Source organism: bacterium, assembly GCA_016708025.1.
In the GTDB taxonomy this organism is placed as follows: Bacteria; Zixibacteria; MSB-5A5; order GN15; family FEB-12; genus FEB-12.
The window spans coordinates 67,663-86,820 of sequence record JADJGQ010000001.1 but is presented as its reverse complement, the minus strand read 5'-3'; the positions used below and the strand labels follow the sequence as shown (position 1 = coordinate 86,820).

At 52.6% G+C, this 19,158-nt stretch carries 13 protein-coding genes; 11 read left to right on the top strand and 2 right to left on the bottom strand.

Features of this window, described 5'->3' with window-relative positions; genetic code table 11:
* Positions 1-2,763, top strand: a complete 2,763-nt coding sequence (locus tag IPH75_00310; GenBank protein MBK7140503.1) for a DUF2723 domain-containing protein — start codon at positions 1-3, stop codon at positions 2,761-2,763.
* Between the two features lie 74 nt (positions 2,764-2,837).
* On the opposite strand, the gene IPH75_00305 is transcribed toward IPH75_00310, so the two are convergent.
* Positions 2,838-3,314: a DUF2087 domain-containing protein gene (locus tag IPH75_00305; protein MBK7140502.1), complete on the bottom strand. Its 477-nt coding sequence runs from the start codon at positions 3,312-3,314 to the stop codon at positions 2,838-2,840.
* Positions 3,315-3,532: 218 nt separating this feature from the next.
* Between IPH75_00305 and IPH75_00300 the strand changes: the two genes are divergently transcribed.
* Both IPH75_00300 and IPH75_00295 read left to right on the top strand, forming a co-directional pair.
* The gene (locus IPH75_00300) at positions 3,533-4,390 is read left to right on the top strand and encodes an EamA family transporter (GenBank protein ID MBK7140501.1); all 858 of its coding nucleotides are present in this window, start codon (positions 3,533-3,535) and stop codon (positions 4,388-4,390) included.
* A 469-nt stretch (positions 4,391-4,859) separates the two neighbouring features.
* Positions 4,860-5,150: a DUF2924 domain-containing protein gene (locus IPH75_00295; protein MBK7140500.1), complete on the top strand. Its 291-nt coding sequence runs from the start codon at positions 4,860-4,862 to the stop codon at positions 5,148-5,150.
* A 16-nt stretch (positions 5,151-5,166) separates the two neighbouring features.
* On the opposite strand, the gene IPH75_00290 is transcribed toward IPH75_00295, so the two are convergent.
* Entirely contained in the window at positions 5,167-7,065 is a 1,899-nt protein-coding gene (locus IPH75_00290; protein ID MBK7140499.1) for a hypothetical protein, read from the bottom strand.
* 421 nt (positions 7,066-7,486) lie between these two features.
* Between IPH75_00290 and glnA the strand changes: the two genes are divergently transcribed.
* The 8 genes from glnA to hemW all read left to right on the top strand — a co-directional run bounded on the left by glnA (position 7,487) and on the right by hemW (position 19,158).
* Positions 7,487-8,899 carry a type I glutamate--ammonia ligase gene (glnA, locus tag IPH75_00285; protein ID MBK7140498.1) on the top strand — a complete coding sequence of 471 codons (1,413 nt, stop codon included), beginning with the start codon at positions 7,487-7,489 and terminating at the stop codon, positions 8,897-8,899.
* Positions 8,900-9,163: 264 nt separating this feature from the next.
* Positions 9,164-9,610 carry a hypothetical protein gene (locus tag IPH75_00280; protein MBK7140497.1) on the top strand — a complete coding sequence of 149 codons (447 nt, stop codon included), beginning with the start codon at positions 9,164-9,166 and terminating at the stop codon, positions 9,608-9,610.
* A 991-nt stretch (positions 9,611-10,601) separates the two neighbouring features.
* On the top strand, positions 10,602-14,864 hold the full coding sequence (locus IPH75_00275; GenBank protein ID MBK7140496.1) for an RHS repeat protein: 4,263 nt from the start codon (positions 10,602-10,604) through the stop codon (positions 14,862-14,864).
* A gap of 128 nt (positions 14,865-14,992) precedes the next feature.
* A complete protein-coding gene (locus IPH75_00270; GenBank protein ID MBK7140495.1) occupies positions 14,993-15,493 on the top strand; it encodes a hypothetical protein in 501 nt (166 codons plus the stop codon).
* A gap of 118 nt (positions 15,494-15,611) precedes the next feature.
* Positions 15,612-16,292 carry a hypothetical protein gene (locus IPH75_00265; protein ID MBK7140494.1) on the top strand — a complete coding sequence of 227 codons (681 nt, stop codon included), beginning with the start codon at positions 15,612-15,614 and terminating at the stop codon, positions 16,290-16,292.
* Between the two features lie 108 nt (positions 16,293-16,400).
* Entirely contained in the window at positions 16,401-16,883 is a 483-nt protein-coding gene (locus IPH75_00260) for a DUF4304 domain-containing protein (protein ID MBK7140493.1), read from the top strand.
* A 406-nt stretch (positions 16,884-17,289) separates the two neighbouring features.
* The gene (lepB, locus tag IPH75_00255) at positions 17,290-18,018 is read left to right on the top strand and encodes a signal peptidase I (protein MBK7140492.1); all 729 of its coding nucleotides are present in this window, start codon (positions 17,290-17,292) and stop codon (positions 18,016-18,018) included.
* Entirely contained in the window at positions 18,019-19,158 is a 1,140-nt protein-coding gene (gene hemW / locus IPH75_00250) for a radical SAM family heme chaperone HemW (GenBank protein MBK7140491.1), read from the top strand.

Genomic DNA, 19,158 nt, shown 5'->3' with positions numbered 1-19,158 from the left:
TTGGCCGATTTGCTGAATCTCAAAAACAAGGATTTCGACCGTACCAACGCCATTTTCGCGCTGGTGGTCTTTTTTGGCTCTTTCATTGTCTACGCCATGACAGTCCAGCGGACCTTCTCGTTCTGGGACTGCGGCGAGTTCATTGCCTGTTCGTATGGACTGGGTATTCCCCACCCACCGGGAACGCCCCTCTTCGTCCTGATCGGCCGGCTCTTTTCCATGATCCCGTTTGTGGAGGATATCTCTTACCGGATCAACTATATCTCCGTTATCTCCTCGGCCTTTACCGCCATGCTGAGCTATCTTTTGGCGGTGAAGCTCTCCAAATTGTTCATCGCTGACTGGACCAATCCGCTGAATCGCTGGGCGACCTATGTCGGCAGCATGGCTGCCGGCTTTTTCGTCGCTTTTGGCGAGACCAATTGGAGCAATTCAGTAGAAGCGGAAGTGTACGGTATCTCGCTGGCACTGTCCGTATTGATGGTCCTTCTCGCGGTGCAATATTACGAGGTTCGAGGGACCGCCGAGGCCAACCGACTCAAGGTGCTCTTCTTCTTTCTCGCTATGGCCGGAGTCGGAATCCACATGACCACCTTCCTCGTGGTCCCGATCTGCGCCGTCTTCTTTGTGCTCAATAATCAGGCCGTTCGACGCGACTATATCTTAGTCTGCAGCTTCATAGTTGTCGAACTGCTGATGATCATCATCATGGCAAATGATGCCGGCGGTTACAAGATGTTCCTGATGATCTCAGGTATCCTCGCTCTAATGCTGCTGGCGCTCCTGTACAAAAAGATCAACTGGACGGTCACCATTGCGATCGGAGCGGTCAGTTCGGTGATGATCGCATTTGGGATATTTCTCTATATCGCGCCGATCGCCCTGCTCTGCATTCTCGGTATCGGCGTCCTTTCCAAGTCAACCGGCTGGCGAGTGGAGTGGAAAACCGCGATGGCGATCCTCATCGCCGCGATCATCGGCTTTTCCGTGCATCTCTATCTCCCCATCCGTTCGGCGGAGAATCCGCGTATCGACGAAAACAACCCGGATCGCGATTTCCGCACCTTTGTCAATTTCCTCGATCGCAAACAGTACGGCTCAGAGTCGATGACTGAGCGGATGTTCCTGCGCCGCGGGACCTGGGAGAATCAGTTTGGCCGCCACCCCAATATGGGTTTCTGGTCCTATTTTGAAGAACAGTGGAGCAAGCCGGGCTGGAATTTTATACCGCTCTTCCTGCTTGGGCTCTTCGGCGCATACGCCGTTATCAAGCGTCGAGCAGAGGTAGGACTCCCCTTCCTTACCTTGCTTCTGGTCTGCTCTGTGGGGCTGATCCTCTACATGAATTTCGCCGATGGGACCAAGTACGACTACCGGACCGGCGATGCCTACCTCGAGGTGCGTAATCGAGACTACTTCTTCACGCCGATGTTCGTGTTTTTCGGCATCGCGATGGGGATAGGGATCACCGCACTGATGGTCTGGCTGAGAGAGAAGCTTGAAAAACAGAGCCTGGAAACCGGGAAGATGGCGACCTACGCGGCGACCGTCCTGGTTCTGCTCCCGGGCTTTGCCCTGGGCTCAAACTACCATGTGAACGATCGGAGCGGGAGTTTCCTGCCATATGCGTATGCGGCGAATCTGCTCGATAGCTGCAAACCGAATTCGATCCTATTCACCTCGGGCGATAATGATACCTTCCCCGTTTGGTGCCTTCAGGAAGTCTACGGCTATCGCACCGATATCAGGGTCGTCAACCTGTCACTGTTGAATACCGACTGGTATGTCAAACAGATGCGGGACCAGTACGACATTCCGATCTCGCTGACGGACGAACAGATACTCTGGTACCCGACAGAGGTCCAACCAGGGATCGAATACAACCAGCCGCGCAAGCAGTTCAAGGATCGCCCGCGTAACCGCTTCACAATGTTGGGACCGAATATGTACGATGGCCGTCTGGTCAAAGTACAGGATATGATGGTTGATGAGATCGTCATCGAGAACAACTGGAAAGATCCTATCTTCTTCAGTTCGCCGCCGTATGCCGAGTCTCCGCTCAAATTGCGCGATCACGCCACCACTACCGGTATCGTTTATGAGCTGGAAAAAGAGCCGATCGAAGGACGTTTCAACGTCGAGAAAAGCTATGACCTGTTCATGAACACCTACAAGTTCAAAGGGCTGGAAGATTCCAAGATCTATCGGGATGAAAACGCCACCGGCGTCTTTATCGGGATCGGGATGAACGCGGTCAGGCTATATGATGAATTGAGCCGGCGCGGCGACCGAACTCGCGCGGTTGCGCTCATGGAACATATGATCAAAGTCTATCCGGAATATTTCCAGACCTACTATGTCCTGGCAGAATCATACGACCGTGAAGGTGACAGCACCAAAGCTACCGCTCTGTATGAGCAGTTGCGCGACACGCTGACCTCGTTCAGTCGTTCCAACCCGGAGAACCAGGTCTACCTGCAAGATCTCGGCATGGTGACTTTTGAGATTGGAAAACGCAAGAATGACCAGGCTATGCAGGATCAGGGTATCGCCCTGATGAAGCAGGGGTACGAGATCAACATGAACAATGCCTATGCCTTCCGCAAGCTGGTGCCGATCTTGTTCCAGGCGAAGAGATTCACCGACATGACCACCGCCGCTCAGCAGTTTAGCTCATATAAGATCAACCTGTCCGATCCGTATGTGCAGCAGATCCTCGGCATGGCCCCGCCGCCGACAGTGCCGGGTGTCGAAGGTCAGTGATGATCGGATGACAGATAGAAAAAGCCGCCCGGAACTCCGAGCGGCTTTTTTAATGTCATCTGTTAGCACTCGAACTAATCGGAGAACTTGTAGCCGGTCCGACGACGGTATTTGCCATCGGTCCGATCCATCATCTTCTCCATAATGAACTCCCGGCGGACCGTGCAATAATCATCGTGATAGCGGCTGATCACGCGATTCACTTCCTCTTCCGAGTAGGTCTTGTTCGGCTCAAACGCCGCAAGAATATACTCCAGCAGAAATTTGCGGCGGGAATGTTTCACCGGCAATGTGTCGATCTTCTCGTCCTTGACGAAATTCTCGATCACCTTCTGCTTCTCGCCACGCGGACGTTGGTTGGAGTGGCGTTCCAGCCACTCATGGACCGCCTCTTCGGGGATCCGCCAATCCTTGCCTATCTTGTACGCCTTGATCTCTCCGGCCTGAACCTTGCGGGTAATCACCTGCACGTTCATTTTGAGCCGCTCCGCCAATTCGGCGGTAGTAAAAAATGCGGTGGCGCGAACGGCGCCGTCTACAAAGTCAGACATGTTGTTGCTCCTTAGTCGATTGCGCACAATATAGTACGCGATTCGGACCCGTCAAGTAGTATTCGGCAGTTTTGAGTAGTTTCTTTAACTATTGCGTACAGATTGCCCTTGACGAATAGTTTTAACAAATCTCTCTCCTGCAATGATTTCCTGACCCGTTTGACAGGTAAGCGCTTACGATTTGACAGGAAGGAGAACCGTGCCGTTATTGGCCGGTCATGAACCTGATCGTCTACCTGATACTCTGCCTTATCTGGGGCTCTACTTGGATCGCCATCAAGCTGGGCCTTTCCGATGCCCCTCCGCTCTGGGCGGCCTCGATCCGGTTCATAATTGCGGTTCTAATCCTCGGGACTATAGTCCTGATGAAGCGCTACCCGCTCCCCAAATCCTGGCGCGAATATCTGCGAATGGGACACCCGGGGATTTACATGTACGGAGCCAGTTACGCCCTTATCTACTTCGGCGAGCTGTATATCAACTCGGCGCTCGCCTCGGTGCTGTTTGGCTCTTTTCCGTTTTTTGTCGCCATGCTCTCTTACTACTCACTCCCCGGTGAGAAGAAAACATCCATGCTCGGCTGGCTCGGAATGTTGGTCGGATTTATTGGTGTCGTGCTGATATCGTATGACTCACTGCAAACATCATCGCACCTCTTCCTGGGGACGATGTTAACCCTCCTCGGCTCGTTTGTGTCGGCCGTCGGCCTGATGTTCCACAAGCGGCATTGCGCTGAAACCAATATCTATGTTGCGGCAGTCGTACAGATGTTGTTCGGGGGAATTCTGCTGGTGGTAAGCGCGCTGATATTCGAGGATATCACTGCGCTGAAAATCTCCGCCACTTCTATCGGCTCGATTCTCTATCTCGCGATATTTGGAACCGCAGTCGCATTTATCGGCTACTACTGGTTGTTGACAAAAATGCGAACCGTGACTGTCTCGCTGATCGGATTTGTCACGCCACTGGTGGCGATTCTGATTGGGGTGTATATGTTCGACGAGCAGCTTTCACTGCTCGTCTTGGTCGGTGCCGCGCTTATCCTCTCGGGAATCGCGCTGGTCGTGAAGAAGTAGGATGCTTGATTTTTCGCCATAAACACTTAACTTGTTGACATACAAAAACTCCTGTTACCATGGGGATTTGAACAATGGGGAAGAAATCCACTCCAAGAAAAGAGAGGGGAAGGTTACCTTGAGAGTCCAAGGTATTTCAAGCTCCCAAGATAGAATGGGTTGGGAAATAGGCATGGTGTATGCTCTTCAAGGGAGATCATCTGACTGTGGCTAACCGGAATAAATCAAGTCACTTAAAGACAAGCACTCCGGCAAATGGGATAAGTTCAGTCTTTACCTTGTTCGAAAGGTTGACCACATAAAGGAACTTGAGACGCTGATACTGAGAACAGCTCACCCTCAGGGAAATTCAGCAAAAGGTAGGCTCTCACAGGCTGAAGACCTCCGTACTGATCTGGGAAATCGTATAAAAATGGAACAGGAGATCCAGAGAAGACAGTATTTGGGCAAATCACGTATAGCTACTTCGGTGAAAAGCATCAAATCGCGGGTCAAGAGTGGTGTGACGTCTAAGAAGGTCCGTTCTCTTGAGGACCTACTTGGAAGCAAGTATTCTGTCAGCATTCGAGCGGAGCACAAAGGTACGAAGTACCGCGCACGACTTCAGAAAAGCGGAAAAGTTCGCTTCAAAGGAAAAACGCTGATCTCCCTCACTCAGGCAGCTAAGGCAATAACCGGCTATGCGACAAGTGGAGTCTGGTTCTGGAAGATCAAAACTGGTAAGACGGAATGGGTTCGCATCCGGAGCTTGTTGAAGTAAACTCCTGTTGTACTCCCTACCGGTCTACCCCCACTCCAATCTCATGCGGATTCACCCACGATGTATCCGAGGCCGGACCAATCCATCGCTTCCCATTTCCGGCATATGGCTGGTCATAGGTATCACTTCCTCCGCCATCAAGAAACAGCCCGAAACAATTGAGAGATTTCCGATAGCCCAACTTCTCGCCGTTTGCCCGCCCAAGAGTGGTGCCCGCTTTAGTCGTGTAGGAATCATCGCCGGCCCAGTCGTGGAATATCCCGATACCGTTGGCATTTCCTCCACCCAGAGAGAGATTTGGAACAACATAGGTATCATTGCCGGCCCGTTCGTTGAAATATCCGATCGTAAAATCATGCCCGGCCCCGACCGCCATATTCATGGTAGCAATATAGCTGTCATTGCCATTGGCATCATCGAGCAGCCCAACGGCAAAGTGCGCACCGGACCCCTGCACATACCAGACGCCGTTATAGATATCATCGCCGCTATGGTCAAGGAGCATCCCGACCGAAAACCAATAGGCACATCCCTGCGCAAAAAGCCCGGCGGAGTAGCTGTCGTTTCCAGCCAGATCGCACAGGATACCGACTCCTCCCGCCCAGGAGTGACCATCGACATAATCCGCGCGCCGTCCAAACGCCACTCCCTGCGCCAGCGACGCATTATGCTCTTTGGTCTGCGGCGATGGGCTGGTAATAATGCTATCCTCGGCGACATACCGATCATCGCCGGAGAAATTGATCAGCACGCCACACCCTTTGGAGTAGCCATACCCCTGCGCATTGCCAACGCAGTAAAACGAGTCAATCCCGGCGCTGTCGGACAATATGCCAATGCCAAACACGCCACTCCCTTGAAGGTAATTTTTGCCGGAGTAGATATCGTTGCCGGAATAATCGAGCAGTAATCCGCCGCCAAATACACCGCAACCCTGCGCAAGATGCTTCGCGAGATAGCGATCATTCCCCGCCTTGTCGATCAGAATCGAGACACCAAGAATCGCGCCGCCGATCCCGGCAGTCGTGGTATCGATTGAAAGGTACTGGTCATCGCCTGAAGGATCGATAATGATGCTCACCGGAAAATCTTCAGCGAACCCACTGAAGCGATAGGTGTCATTCCCGCCGCCATCAACGATCAAAAGCGGAGGAACCGGATATTCATAGAGGTCGTCTTGCGATGTACCGATCACAACCATCCCCTTCCGAGTCGGGATCTCAAGGCGAGCTTTGGGAAACTCCGCGAATTCAACCGAGTCAGCCATCCGTTTCGTCAGCTCGGCCAGATCTTCCATCGCCGCCACCAGCAGATTGAAATCTATCTTCTCGGCCATCTCTTCGATCAGCTCTGCCTGTTCATCATTTTCCGTCAGGAGATAATCAAACACGGCTTTGCGATTTTTCTCTTTGGCAAATCCGTTCAGGGCACGCTTGAGATAGAAGTTGTCATCGTTGGCCATCACCGAAAGGATATCAACCCCCTGCCGGAGTTTTTTATTCCGGTCGCCCAGGAGGATCCCTTTGTTGGTGGCGAGAGCGGTTTTCGGCAGTGAATCTTTGTGCGGAAGATACTGCTCCAATTGATCGCCGATCAAACCGCGTCGCACGGGGCAATCGATCCGTCGCCCGGCGTCGCCAACGAGCGCGGTCAAATTGGTGACATTGGTTGAGCAGGATGTCGCCGCGATCTCACCGTACTTGGGAATCTTGAACGGATTCTTATGGAGGACCGTGAAGTAGCTCAACCGCCATCTATCTCCTCCCCATCCGGCCATTTCATCCTGATCGAAACAGAGATCCTCGCTGGTCATGCCGACTTGCGACAGCGCGCTGTCGACCAGCGGCAGATCCTGTGAACTGGCTGATATGCTTAGTGTTAGAATGGCAATTGAGAGACAGATGAAAGTCCGCATGGCTACTCCATTAGCTGGTTATGTGACGACCCAAGTAAGCAATTTCAATCTCCCCCGTCCAGCCTTTTGCCCGCGATGCATCCCAGAATAGGTTCACCATAATTGTAGGGCGGGTCCGTCTTCGAACCCGCCATCAACTGCTCAGCAGCCTTCCCCGTCCCCCCGAACATACAACCGCGCCAATGCATCCTCAACCGTACCCGCGTTCGATCCTGCCACCTCATCCAGCGAAGGCTAGGATCCATCTTAGATCCATTGCGCGGCAAACCTCCCCGCCTGACCTGCCCCACCGTCACCCGCCGCTCTTGCGCGGCAGACGTCCTCGTCTGCCCGTCCCCCCACTCTATTCTTGCCAAAATAGGTTCCATATACTACCTTATGTGAACTTTGTCACAAAGTTGAAAAAGCCCAAGGAGATTGCGTGAAACTCGACTCGATTCTCAAATTCGCAAAAGAGAAACAGATTGAATATATCGATTTGAAGTTCTCGGACCTGCCCGGCATCTGGCACCACATAACCCTGCCGGTCTCGTCCCTCACTCCCGACCTGTTCAGCCAGGGTGTCGGGATCGATGGCTCCTCCCTCCCCGGCTTCTCCTCCATCGAACGCGGCGATATGATCATGCTCCCCGACCCGGAAGCGATGTTCATCGATCCGTTCTGCGACCGCCCGACCCTTTCCTTCATCGGCAACATCATGGATCATGGCGAACATATCACCCCCTACTCGCGCAATCCGAGAAGAGTGACCGCCGATGCCGCCGCGTATCTCGCCAAAATCGTCAAAGGCGCGCAAGCGATCATCGGGCCGGAATTTGAATTCTATGTTTTCGACGAGGCCCGCTTCTACCAGGGCCCCGAAGCCGCGTTTTATTATCTCGATTCAGCCGAGGCCGCCTGGCGGCCGACTGAGGATTCCGAAGCGCTTGGCTACAAGATCCCCTACAAGAAAGGGTATCATGCCGCGCCGCCGATGGACCGCACCTTCAATCTCCGCTCGCAGATGGCCTCGATGCTCGCCGATGTTGGCGTCGCGCTAAAATATCACCACCACGAGGTAGGCGGAGCAGGACAACATGAGATCGAGGTCGCCTTCGCCCCCATCATGAAGATGGCCGACCAATCGATGATGATTAAATACATCATCAAGAATGAATGCTTCCGTCATAAGAAATCCGCCACCTTCATGCCCAAGCCGCTTTTCAACGAACCCGGCTCCGGCCTCCATGTCCATCAGTATCTCGCCGATGACAAAGGCTCGCTCTTCTACGATCCGAAGGGCACTTGCAAGATGTCCAAGCTCGGACTTTGGTATATCGGTGGCATGCTGAAACATGCCGACTCGCTGTTGGCGTTCACCAATCCCTCGACCAATTCATATAAGCGGCTGGTGCCGGGATTTGAAGCTCCCGTCGCCGGGACTTATTCGATGGGGAACCGCACCGCCTGTATCCGCATACCGGGATATCAGCGAAGTGCGAAAACCTACCGCTTTGAGTTCCGTCCCCCCGATGGCACTATGAACCCCTATCTGGCCTATGCCGCGATGTTGATGGCCGGCCTCGACGGCATCAAAAACAAGATCGACCCTGGCATGCCGCTGGATAAGAATCTGGAGCAGTTGTCAGAGAAAGAACTCTCCAGGATACCTCATCTGCCGACCTCGCTGACCAAGGCGCTCGACGCTCTCGAACGCGACAACGACTACCTGCAACAGGGTGGCGTCTTTACTGAGGATCTGCTGGAAAACTGGGTAAAGATCAAGCGGAAAGAGGTGTCAGAGATCCGCGTCCGCCCCACCCCGCATGAATTTGAGATGTACTATGACGTGTGAGCCTGCTCACGCTTGACTGATATGCAAACCCCGGCCCGTAAGCCGGGGTTTTGTTTTGGATTCACAGAGTCAATGGGTGAACACTTTTCAGATTTTTTCACTCGACATTTAAGTCCGCCATTCCCTTTATTAACGGGGGCACACGGGAAGATTATGTGATTGTCATACGGGGTGAGAATCAGTCCTTCCAGAAATTGGTTTTAGTGAGGTCTACGCTTTTTTCCCGGGCATAGGTCACATGCATAGATGTACGAGGAGGGTACTGTGAAGAGAGCGTTTGTTTCAGAGCCGCTGATGAGTTCGGTCATACCGGGCCTGTTGCTTGGTCTGGTCATTTTGGGGATTGTTTTGGGCGGTTGTACCAAGCTACGCTACACCGCCAATACATCGGAGGTATATGCGCCGGTCGCAGTGGATTCGGTGGTAGTCTTTTCCACTATCGAAGAATTGACAGCTTCGGGAAGAAAGTTCAACGTGATTGGTCAGGCAACGGCCGAGGGGGACACTTTCGCCGGTAAGGAGTCGATGCGCAAGATGTTGGTGGCCCGTGCCGCCCGGGAAGGTGCGGATGCTGTGGTTTTTGCTGACGAGATGAAGTGGGGGCCGAGCGACGGTACAATTGAGTATGTGCCGACGATTGGACGAATGCGAACGGAGCAGCGACACGGTTCGGGCAAAGAAATCAGGGGGTATTTCCTCAAATTCAAGTAATCTCGGTACCTCTATGTAAAATCGAGGATTTCGAGGTGCCAACTGTATTGGCCTGGAAAAGAGGGTAGCCTATCATTCTTGGTCTACCCTCCGCGCTTCCATCCATTCAACCTCCCCCTCCCATCCCGAACCGCACCCGCGTTCGAACCACCCACCTCATCCAGCGCAGGATACGATCCATCGCTTGTATTACACTTGCTAGTGCTCCCGACTCCTCCCCCTCTAGTAGGAGGACCCTATTTTGAAGTTCACTACCGCCATAACGAAAAACAGTCCCGCCGATTCAGGCCATTTTTCCGCAGACCACAAGATGATGACAACTTTTTATCGGCCCCCTGGCCTGCTAGCCGGGGGACTTGATACCCATAACCCGCAACAACTTGGCAATAGAGCCGCCTCCGCATTTTTTACTACTTAGTGACAGGTTTTGTCACATGTCTAACTTGGTCCATTTTTTCTTTGACAAACATTCAACAATTTGCTGAAGTTGAAATGGGGTGAGGGCAATCCTGCCAAATACAGACTTCACCCATTTTGAACATTCGGCGAATCTATCTTCGAGGAGGGAATCATGTTCACTTGGTTTTTCAATCAGTCCACAATTTATTCGTTGACCAACTGGGGTCGCTTCAAACGCCATGTCTCGTCGGCCACTCAACGCAGGATGCGGGGCACAACGCAGACGTTGCCTCTCTGGAGCAACTCACACATCCAAATCTTGACGCTATTGCTCCTGACGATTTCGCTTTGCTCTTTAGCCGCGAGAGCCGACAATCAATCGTGTTACAGTCTGAATTCGTACTCCTGCGGGAGCAATACTTCAGCCACTCCTGCGAACGAACGCTGCTACCCACGCGTAGAGGACCTTGTCATCACGATCACTGACATTGACACCCTGAGTCCTACCACCTTCCGGCTCCAGCTTGATGTCAGGTATTCTGGTACGGGCTGGCATGCAACGAGCCAGTCACCCTTTCATCTATTGGCCAGAATGCAAATGGACGCCTGGGTTCCGGCCGATGTGGCCGGGTGGTTGAGTAGCAGTGACCTCCCCTACGATGCCTATGGCGTTTGCTACTCCATTAATAGGACCAAATGCACCACGGTCACAGTTACTGCTTCAATTCAGCAGATGAAGTTCTGGGCGATTGCCTGCCAGAAGTCTTATCAAGGACCATGTACCTGTGCATGTCAAAGTGACACGGTACGCATGTACGGCCCATGGTCGGTCGGGCAGGTAGCTTCCCTATCCGCTCCCCAGCCGGTTGAATTGGGTGAAGTCGCCTGCGACGCCAGGGTAGCAGATCCAATAAATACCATCAACGGCAACATGTATCAGAGACGGGTCGACGTTTCTCTCGGCACCGACCTTGGCCTGCCGCTCGAGATCTCTCGACACTACAACACGTTCAATTTCGCAAGCTCGCTGCTGGGTGAAAGATGGAGACTCGGCTTCGAAAACACGCTTGCAATCGATTCGTCCAATGGCAACTTGACCTTAACCGAAGCAACTGGCCGCCAGGTGCGATTCGAGAGACACTGGTTAGGAGGAACAAACCCCAGGCTCGTCTACGATCCGCCCTACGGTGTTCCTTATCGGGTCAAAGTCGACACTGTCAACAGCATCTACACCATCATCGCGTCCGACGACACCAGGCTGGTCTTTCATCAAGCCGGGCCCGTCGACTCGATCGAAGATCTGAACGGAAATCGTATCCGTTATTTTTTCTCCGCCAACATTCTCGATTCGGTCAAGGATGCCTCTGGACGTTGCATCCGCCTGAACACTTCGAGTGGACGCCTGGGTTCGATCACGTCTTCAGCCGGTGATACGCTGGTAAAATACGAATATCTTCCCACTGACGATCTCCTGCATCGTGTGACCTACAGCGACGGAAGCTGGGAGGAGTACAACTACGGATCAAACTCGTATGACCCACGGTCTATCACGTCAATCGTCGACTCTGACAGTGGCAAGCGCTACTTCAGCTATGACAGCAGCGGTCTGTCGACAGGCTTCTGGGTTGCAGACGGATCACAAAAGGTCAATCTGTCCTGGAGTCATCCGAGCAATGTGGAATGCGGCACTAGTTCGGATTCAAATGTCTGCCAGATCAGCCATCAAAATGGTCTCTTCACCAGTACCACCCAGTCTGTCTGGTCTGCTGATCGAACCATGCGACAGGTCGCCCGACGAACCGATTCCGACTGCGCGACTTGCGCGACATCATTCACGTATGATGGCGCCGGTAACAAACGCTCTGCCCGGTATGCCAACGGTCGACTCGATTCAATGTATTACGATTCGCGTGGCAATCTTCTCACCCGAGTCATCGCCGCCAACACGTCGCTCAAGCAAAGAACTGACTGGACCTACGACAGCACGTACAATCGCCCCACCCTTGAACAATGGACCAGCATCAACAAGGCCAACGACTATGGCAAACTGATCTCAATTCGTGATTCGAAGGGAAACCTGCTCAGACAGATTGAGTCAGGATGGAAAGACGGCACCACTAAGTATAATGACACCTCCTGGTTCACTTACAATGCAGTTGGCCAGCTGACCAAAGCGGACGGCCCGCGCCGCGACGTCGCTGACACTGTCAAGTATGTCTACTATGGTAACGGTGACCTTCAGTACGAGATCGACGCAAATGGTGACACTACCTCGTATGGCCAACGCAACTCCCTTGGACAACGCACCTGGGTTCGCTCAGCCAATGGCGACACAAGCAGATATGTCCATGACACGCGGGGACGGCTGACTAGGCTCGTTACTCTAGCCGGCACCGCGGATAGTACTGCCCTCTCCTACGCCTACTACGTTGACGGTAGCCTCAAGAGTCTTACCCCACCCAATGGATCGGCTACTCAGTATATACGAGACAGTTGCGGGCATCTCGATCAGCTTAGTGATCAATCCGGCAACTACGTCGCGTTCACATATGATTCGATGGGGAATCAAATCAGTCAATGTACCTACTCCCCAGCCAACGTATTGCGAAAGCAGATATTCTCCGCATACAACCACCGACATCAGCCGATCTGGACCGCATCGGCATTCGCCGATACTACGCGCCTTGGCTACGGTCCGTTAGGTACTTTGGACACGCTTCTTGACGCGCTTGGCAATCGGATAGTCAACCGGCATGATTCCCTGGGAAGATTACTCGAGACAATCGAGCCACGGACAGGCGACAGCATCAAGACCCGCTACACGTATGACGCCAGAGACAACGTGACAAAGCTGGTCGACCCCGGCGGTTACGAATACCGCTTCAAGTATGACGATAAGGGTCGCCTCACCTATGACAGCTGTGCGATATCCGGTACTACTCGCTATGGATACGACGCGGCCGACAATCTCGCCTGGAAAAAGAACGCTTCCGGCGACTCAATAGCCTTCAAGTACGATCTGCTCAACCGGCTGACGGCGGAACTCTATCCTGACTCTCAGAATGTGCGATATCAATACGATGGCACCCAGTTCAGTTTCGGCAAGGGGCGGCTCTATCGGGAATCAGCACCAGCCTGCACTACCACCTATCGATACGACAATGTTGGGAGACTCCATCAGGAGATTCGCCGATTCCCATCTGACTCGACAACTTATACGACAAGCTACGGCTACGATGAAAACGACCAGTTGTCGTCGGTCATTTACCCGTCCGGCAATCTCGTAACCTATCAACGCGACACGATCGGCAACGTGAACATGGTCTGCTGCAGCACTGGTGTTGGATGGGACACTCTTGCTTCATCTATCACGTACGCTCCATTCGGAGACGCGGAGTCTTGGATCCTCGGAAACGGCATATCGATTAGCAACCGATTGGACCAACTATACCGGATTGATTCGATCAGCACCGGAGTCGATTCCCTCTTGGAGTTGCGATACAGTTACAACGACGTGGGAAGCATCGAAGAAATTGAGGATCGAATTGAATCGACCAAGAGTCGTTACTTTGAATATGATCAGATCAGTCGACTCACTTCGGCTCGATCCCTCGATTACCCGGATACCCTGCTCAGCCTGATCTATGCACGAAACGGTAACCGTGATTCGATCTTGGAGTATGGAAGCACTGCCGACACTTCGGCATACACGTACTCGTCGAACAAGCTGATTCAGATAGTCGACACTGCGACCGCGAGCTACAGCTACGATGCGCTTGGCAATGTCACGCGCGTGATTGCCGGATCTGATACCACCACCTATCAGTACACCGATGCGGGGCGGCTGGTCTCGGTTGACAATGGCGCCACGATGGCTTGTACCTATGATGGGCAGCATCAGCGAGTCAGCAAGACATCCGGAGGAGTGACCACCAAGTTCATCAATCTCCCTTCCGGCTTTGTTCTTTCAGAGTTCGATAGCGCCGACTGGAGATGCGATTATATCTACCTGAACGGTAAGCCGTTGGCCAAGCTGTCGGCGCAGCCTTCAGGGGATATTCAGTACTATATCACCGACCATCTCGGAACCCCGCTCGCCCTCACCAACAACCAGAAGACCGTCACCTGGCGGGGAGATTATTACCCGTTTGGCGAAGTCTACGATGAACTTATCTCGTCGACCAATCCTCTTCGTTTTCCTGGACAGTATGAGGATACCGAAGCCGATATATATTATAATTGGAATCGGTACTATAGCCCGAGGCTTGGACGCTATCTCCAGCCCGACCCGCTGGGTCCGTTCGAAGGGAATCTCTACGGCTACGCCAACGGAAACCCGCTTATCTATGTTGACCCAAGCGGCGAAAGCCCATTGCTTCTTGCCGCTGCAGCGTGGGCGGCAGTTGAAATTGGCTCGTCGCTGTGGGATGCATGGACCACTGCTAGTACTCTGGCAGATCCGTGTGCAAGTGATTTTGAGAAAGGTGCAGTCAGCAGCGCCTTCATTGCAGGATTATACTTGCCTGGTGGTGGATATTCGCAGGCCACCAAGTCTCTGATAAAGGCCGGAAAGGGTCAAGCACATCATGTTATTTCGAAAGCTATATTCAACGCCTTGAGTGACCATCCGCGACTTAAGGGCCTGTTTAAATTAAGGGATTCTCGGATGATAGCATTTGCCAAGGACCTGGCATCCCATAGGGGCTATCAGGATTGGCACAGAGCACTGGACAAAGAAATCGCTGAAGTTATCCTTGCAAACAGGACAATGACCTTTACGCAATTCCTCAGATATTTGACCAAGCGTTACTCGCTACCAGACTTGCTCAAACGGTTTCCAAAGGGCATACAATGAAGGCATTTTATTCTCTCGAGTCTCCAATAAGCAGATCGACAAATCCGGCAGTGACCGACTTTTTCAAAGCTGAACCTATAAACATGGGCGAAGCGCAATTGTGCCGAAAGTGTAAGAGATACATCAGCATGCTTGAATGGCTGCCACCATTTAATGTCGAAATGGAATTTCTTGGGCGAGAGTTGGGAGACATTGCATTTGGCGTCGTAGATCTTCTCGTTTCAGAGAAGTTCGTTGACCTGTTTAAGCAGGATGGTCTCACGGGCCTCACCTTTAGGGGGCAAGCGAACGTCGTTAAAGTCAAGCCAAAGAGGGTTGCAGAGCATCTTCCCCGATACTATGTAGCTGCGATCAATTACTCAAAAACTGAACTTGACCTCAAGAAGAGTGAGGTCGTCTACGAAGCAGAACAGCACTGCTCCAGATGCCTGATGGGTGGCGATCTTCTCTTGAAACTCAAGGGAATTTACATTAAGGAGACCACGTGGTCTGGCGAAGACCTTTTTGTTCCGCGAGGGTTCTACCACCTGCACATTGCTTCACAGCGATTCAAAGAGTGGTGCGTGCAGCGCGACATCAAGAACGCCAATCTGATCAAAGGAGAGGATTTCCTGCAGGACTTTTCTTGAAGTGAAGAAGGTCAAATGAGTAGTGGGCGGGTCCATACAAGCGACCCGCCCCTGATTCGCCTGTGCTTTAGATGGTATGGGGCGATAGCCTTGGTCAATCTCCGATTGGGAGCCATTCATGAACTTCACATACTTCGGTGCTCCAGGTCACGGGTTCTTTCCACTCTTCGATGAAGAGCGGATAACGTCGGGAAAAGTGACCGACTGCCCAGTTGATAAAGCGCACAATGTTGGCTATTACAGGGAAGGGACTATTTACCTCATTCTTCCTTCTACCAAGGTCCCACCGATCTTCTGGACCTGGGCCTCAGAATGCGTGATTACGGAGCAGGTCGCAGAGCTGTTCGATCGAGAGAATGTGACTGGGTATCGACTCGAAAAAGTGGTAGCGACCGGAGTAAGACGGGGGAGCAAAGATCTCTCGACTGTTCCGCCACTCTATGAGTTGATCGTTACCGGCTGGGGAGGCATGGCCTCCCCAGCATCGGGGGTGAAACTGGTTCACAAATGCGGCGGCTGCGGGTATACCAAGTTTTCGGGCGTCAAAGACCCTGCAAAACTGATCGATATAACGCAATGGGATGAGAGTGACTTGTTCATCATTTGGCCAATGCCAAAATACTATCTCATTTCACCACGGTTGAAGCAAATCCTTAAGAGGAATCACCTTCGTCAGTTTAAATTGGTTCCACCTGACCAGTTGTTCTTTGTCACTGGTGAGTTTGCTCCCGGTACCCTTTGCGAATACTTCGGAGAGAAACGTGGGAGGATTCTTGGAAAAGAGATTGGACTAGAGTAGAACTTTGAAGCATGGCCGGGTTCATTAGCGGACCCGCCCTCTGTGACAATATGGAAGTTCGAGGCAGGAGTAATTCCAGAAAACAGACTCGCTAAAATGGTGTGTTCGATGGCTCAGACACGCAAGGAAATCAGAAGTGCACTGGCAAAGGAAATCACAGCCCTGTTAAGGAAGCATGGATTCAGACGAACAGGAATGAGTTGGCGGCGAGTCTTTCCAGAGGTTGTACAGGTTATTAATCTGCAGAGTTTACCCTATGGAGGTCAGTCCTATCTTAATATCGGAGTTCTTCTGCGAAGTATCCGTGACGATGTTACTACCAAACACTACCAATGCAATATTCACGCGAGACTGGAAAATCAAGTATCGGAGGTCGTCGCACCAATGCTTAAGAAAGCACTCTATTTCGAAGACCCGGAGCTAGAGTCTGCAGAAAGACTTGCGATTATCAAGTCAGCCTTGGAGGAAGTTGGATTGCCCTATTGTGATGCCATGACGACGGAGGCGGATATTCGAGCGACTTTGGTTGCTAACCGGTTCTCTATAATTGCGGCCGATATTCAGTCATTGACTGAGTTAGGGTTGTACTAACGTCTCTTTCACCATTTTGTTAGATGGCGTGCAGCAAGCCATTCATGACCTACCCTCCGCGCTTCCATCCATTCAACATCCCCCTCCCTTCCTCAACCGTACCCGCGTTCCAACCACCCACCTCATCCAGCGCAGGCTAGGATCCACCCCCCCCGTATTACATTTCTCAGTACTTCCGATTCCTCCCCCTCTAGTAGGAAGACTATACTATGCCACACATCCCCGCCACCACACTCATCACGCCCCCGTCAAAACCTATCCGACTCGCCTGCAACTACCTGATGATTCCAATCTGGCACCCCCTTCCCTCGTTGCTATCCCCCCTTATCCGCCATATATTTAGTCCTGATTATTTCATACCCCTGGCCTAAAGAACTATGGGGAACAACCGATAACCCAAGTACGTATGGATCAAGATTTCCTCATCAAGGAACATACCCAGATTGAACGGCAGCAACATGCCCGTTCGTTCCTCAATCAAAAGGAACGAAAGCCGCTATGGCGGGAATATCTGGAGACGACCATTATCGCAGTCGTGGCAGCCCTGCTGCTCCGCTTCTTCGTGGTCTCGGCCTATCGCGTCAACTCAGCATCGATGGAAAACGCCCTCTACGAGGGAGACTACATCTTTGTGAACAAGCTGGCGTACAAGTACGGCGGGAAAGTCCCGGAGGCCGGCGATATCATCGTCTTCAAATATCCCAATAATCCGGACAAGGATTATATCAAGCGGGTGGTGGCGTTGCCGGGTCAGACGGTTGAGGTCGTGGACAAAGTACTGTATGTCGATGGTCAGGCGGCGAAAGTCCCTGATGATGCCAAGTACATCGACAAAAAGATCATCCCGATGGATCTCTCCTTCCGGGATAACTTCGGCCCGCTGGTGGTGCCGCAGAATGAGTACTTTGTGCTGGGCGACAACCGCGACGACAGTCGGGATAGTCGTTTCTGGGGAACGGTCCCTGCCGCCAATATCCACGGCAAAGCAGTATTCATTTACTGGTCGTGGGAGCCGGCGACAGACCCACCGGGTTGGTCCTTCCCGTACGTCATAGATCTGTTCAGCTGGATCGGTCACGGCATCATGAATGCCCCGACCCATATCCGGTTCGATCGGGTCGGCGTGCCACTCTAAATGCCATTCGGTCTTTACGTCCATTTCCCCTTTTGCCGCAATAAGTGCTCGTACTGCGACTTTTATAAGGAGCTGTTCGATCTCGGGATGGAGCGCTCGTTTTACGAAGCCCTCCGCATTGAGACCGAACTCTGCGCCGAAGCCTACGCCGGGCAGGATCGTGAGATCTCGACCATCTTCATCGGCGGCGGCACCCCCTCGCTGACCAACCTCCAGATGTTCTCCGACTGGCTGGCCCAACTTCGCTCTCTGTTTTATGTGTCGGACGGAATCGAGTTCTCAATCGAGAATAACCCGGATTCGGTTCATCTGGAAAATCTGCAGGCATTTAGAGAGCTGGGGATCAACCGCCCGACCTTCGGTATCCAGTCATTTGACCCACATCTACTGAAACTGCTCAATCGAAAGCATAATCCCGACCACAGCTACAAAGCGGTCTATCTGACCAATGCGCTGGGGTATGAGAATTTCGGCCTGGACCTGATCTTTGGCCTACCCAAACAGACCAGCAAGATCCTCTCGCGCGATTTGGATGAGCTCATCGATTTGAACCCGCCCCACATTTCGTTCTATCAACTGACTGTCGAACCGGGGACAAAACTGGCGGAGCGGGTGGAGTCGGGCTCGCTGGTGATGCCATCGCAGGAAGTCTGCCTCGCGCTCTATCGCGGCGGATGTGAACGGCTCGCCGAGGCCGGCTACCACCGCTACGAGATTTCATCGTTTGCCAAACCGGGATTTGAGTGCCGCCATAATCTCGGCTACTGGGAAGGGAACGATTATCTCGCACTGGGACCATCGGGGCATTCCTTCATGCAGGGACGTCGGTTTGCCAATGTCTCAAACGTGATGGAGTACATCAAATCGCTCAAGTCGGGAAGCCGTCCGGTGATCTACGATGAATCGGGGATCGATGAACGGATGGTGGAATCGATCATGCTGGGGCTGCGGACCTCGCGGGGGATCGACCGTCATCAGTATGCGGCCCGCTTTGGAGTATCGGTCGAGGAGCGTCTGGATGCCAAGCAGTTCGAACTGTTGGTGAGGTCAGGACACCTTCTCCCGGAGGGGGACCAGTTGAAATTGTCTGAAGAAGGAATCTACCTTGCCGACGAGATCACGCGACGACTCCTGAAGTAA

Bases quoted from the DNA above. Each gene is read 5' to 3' on its own strand.
- IPH75_00260 (MBK7140493.1), top strand. From the start codon at position 16,401: ATGGCTCAGACACGCAAGGAAATCAGAAGTGCACTGGCAAAGGAAATC.
- IPH75_00270 (MBK7140495.1), top strand. From the start codon at position 14,993: ATGCTTGAATGGCTGCCACCATTTAATGTCGAAATGGAATTTCTTGGG.
- IPH75_00290 (MBK7140499.1), bottom strand. From the start codon at position 7,065: ATGCGGACTTTCATCTGTCTCTCAATTGCCATTCTAACACTAAGCATA.
- lepB (MBK7140492.1), top strand. From the start codon at position 17,290: ATGGATCAAGATTTCCTCATCAAGGAACATACCCAGATTGAACGGCAG.
- IPH75_00300 (MBK7140501.1), top strand. From the start codon at position 3,533: ATGAACCTGATCGTCTACCTGATACTCTGCCTTATCTGGGGCTCTACT.
- IPH75_00275 (MBK7140496.1), top strand. From the start codon at position 10,602: ATGCAAATGGACGCCTGGGTTCCGGCCGATGTGGCCGGGTGGTTGAGT.
- IPH75_00265 (MBK7140494.1), top strand. From the start codon at position 15,612: ATGAACTTCACATACTTCGGTGCTCCAGGTCACGGGTTCTTTCCACTC.
- hemW (MBK7140491.1), top strand. From the start codon at position 18,019: ATGCCATTCGGTCTTTACGTCCATTTCCCCTTTTGCCGCAATAAGTGC.
- IPH75_00305 (MBK7140502.1), bottom strand. From the start codon at position 3,314: ATGTCTGACTTTGTAGACGGCGCCGTTCGCGCCACCGCATTTTTTACT.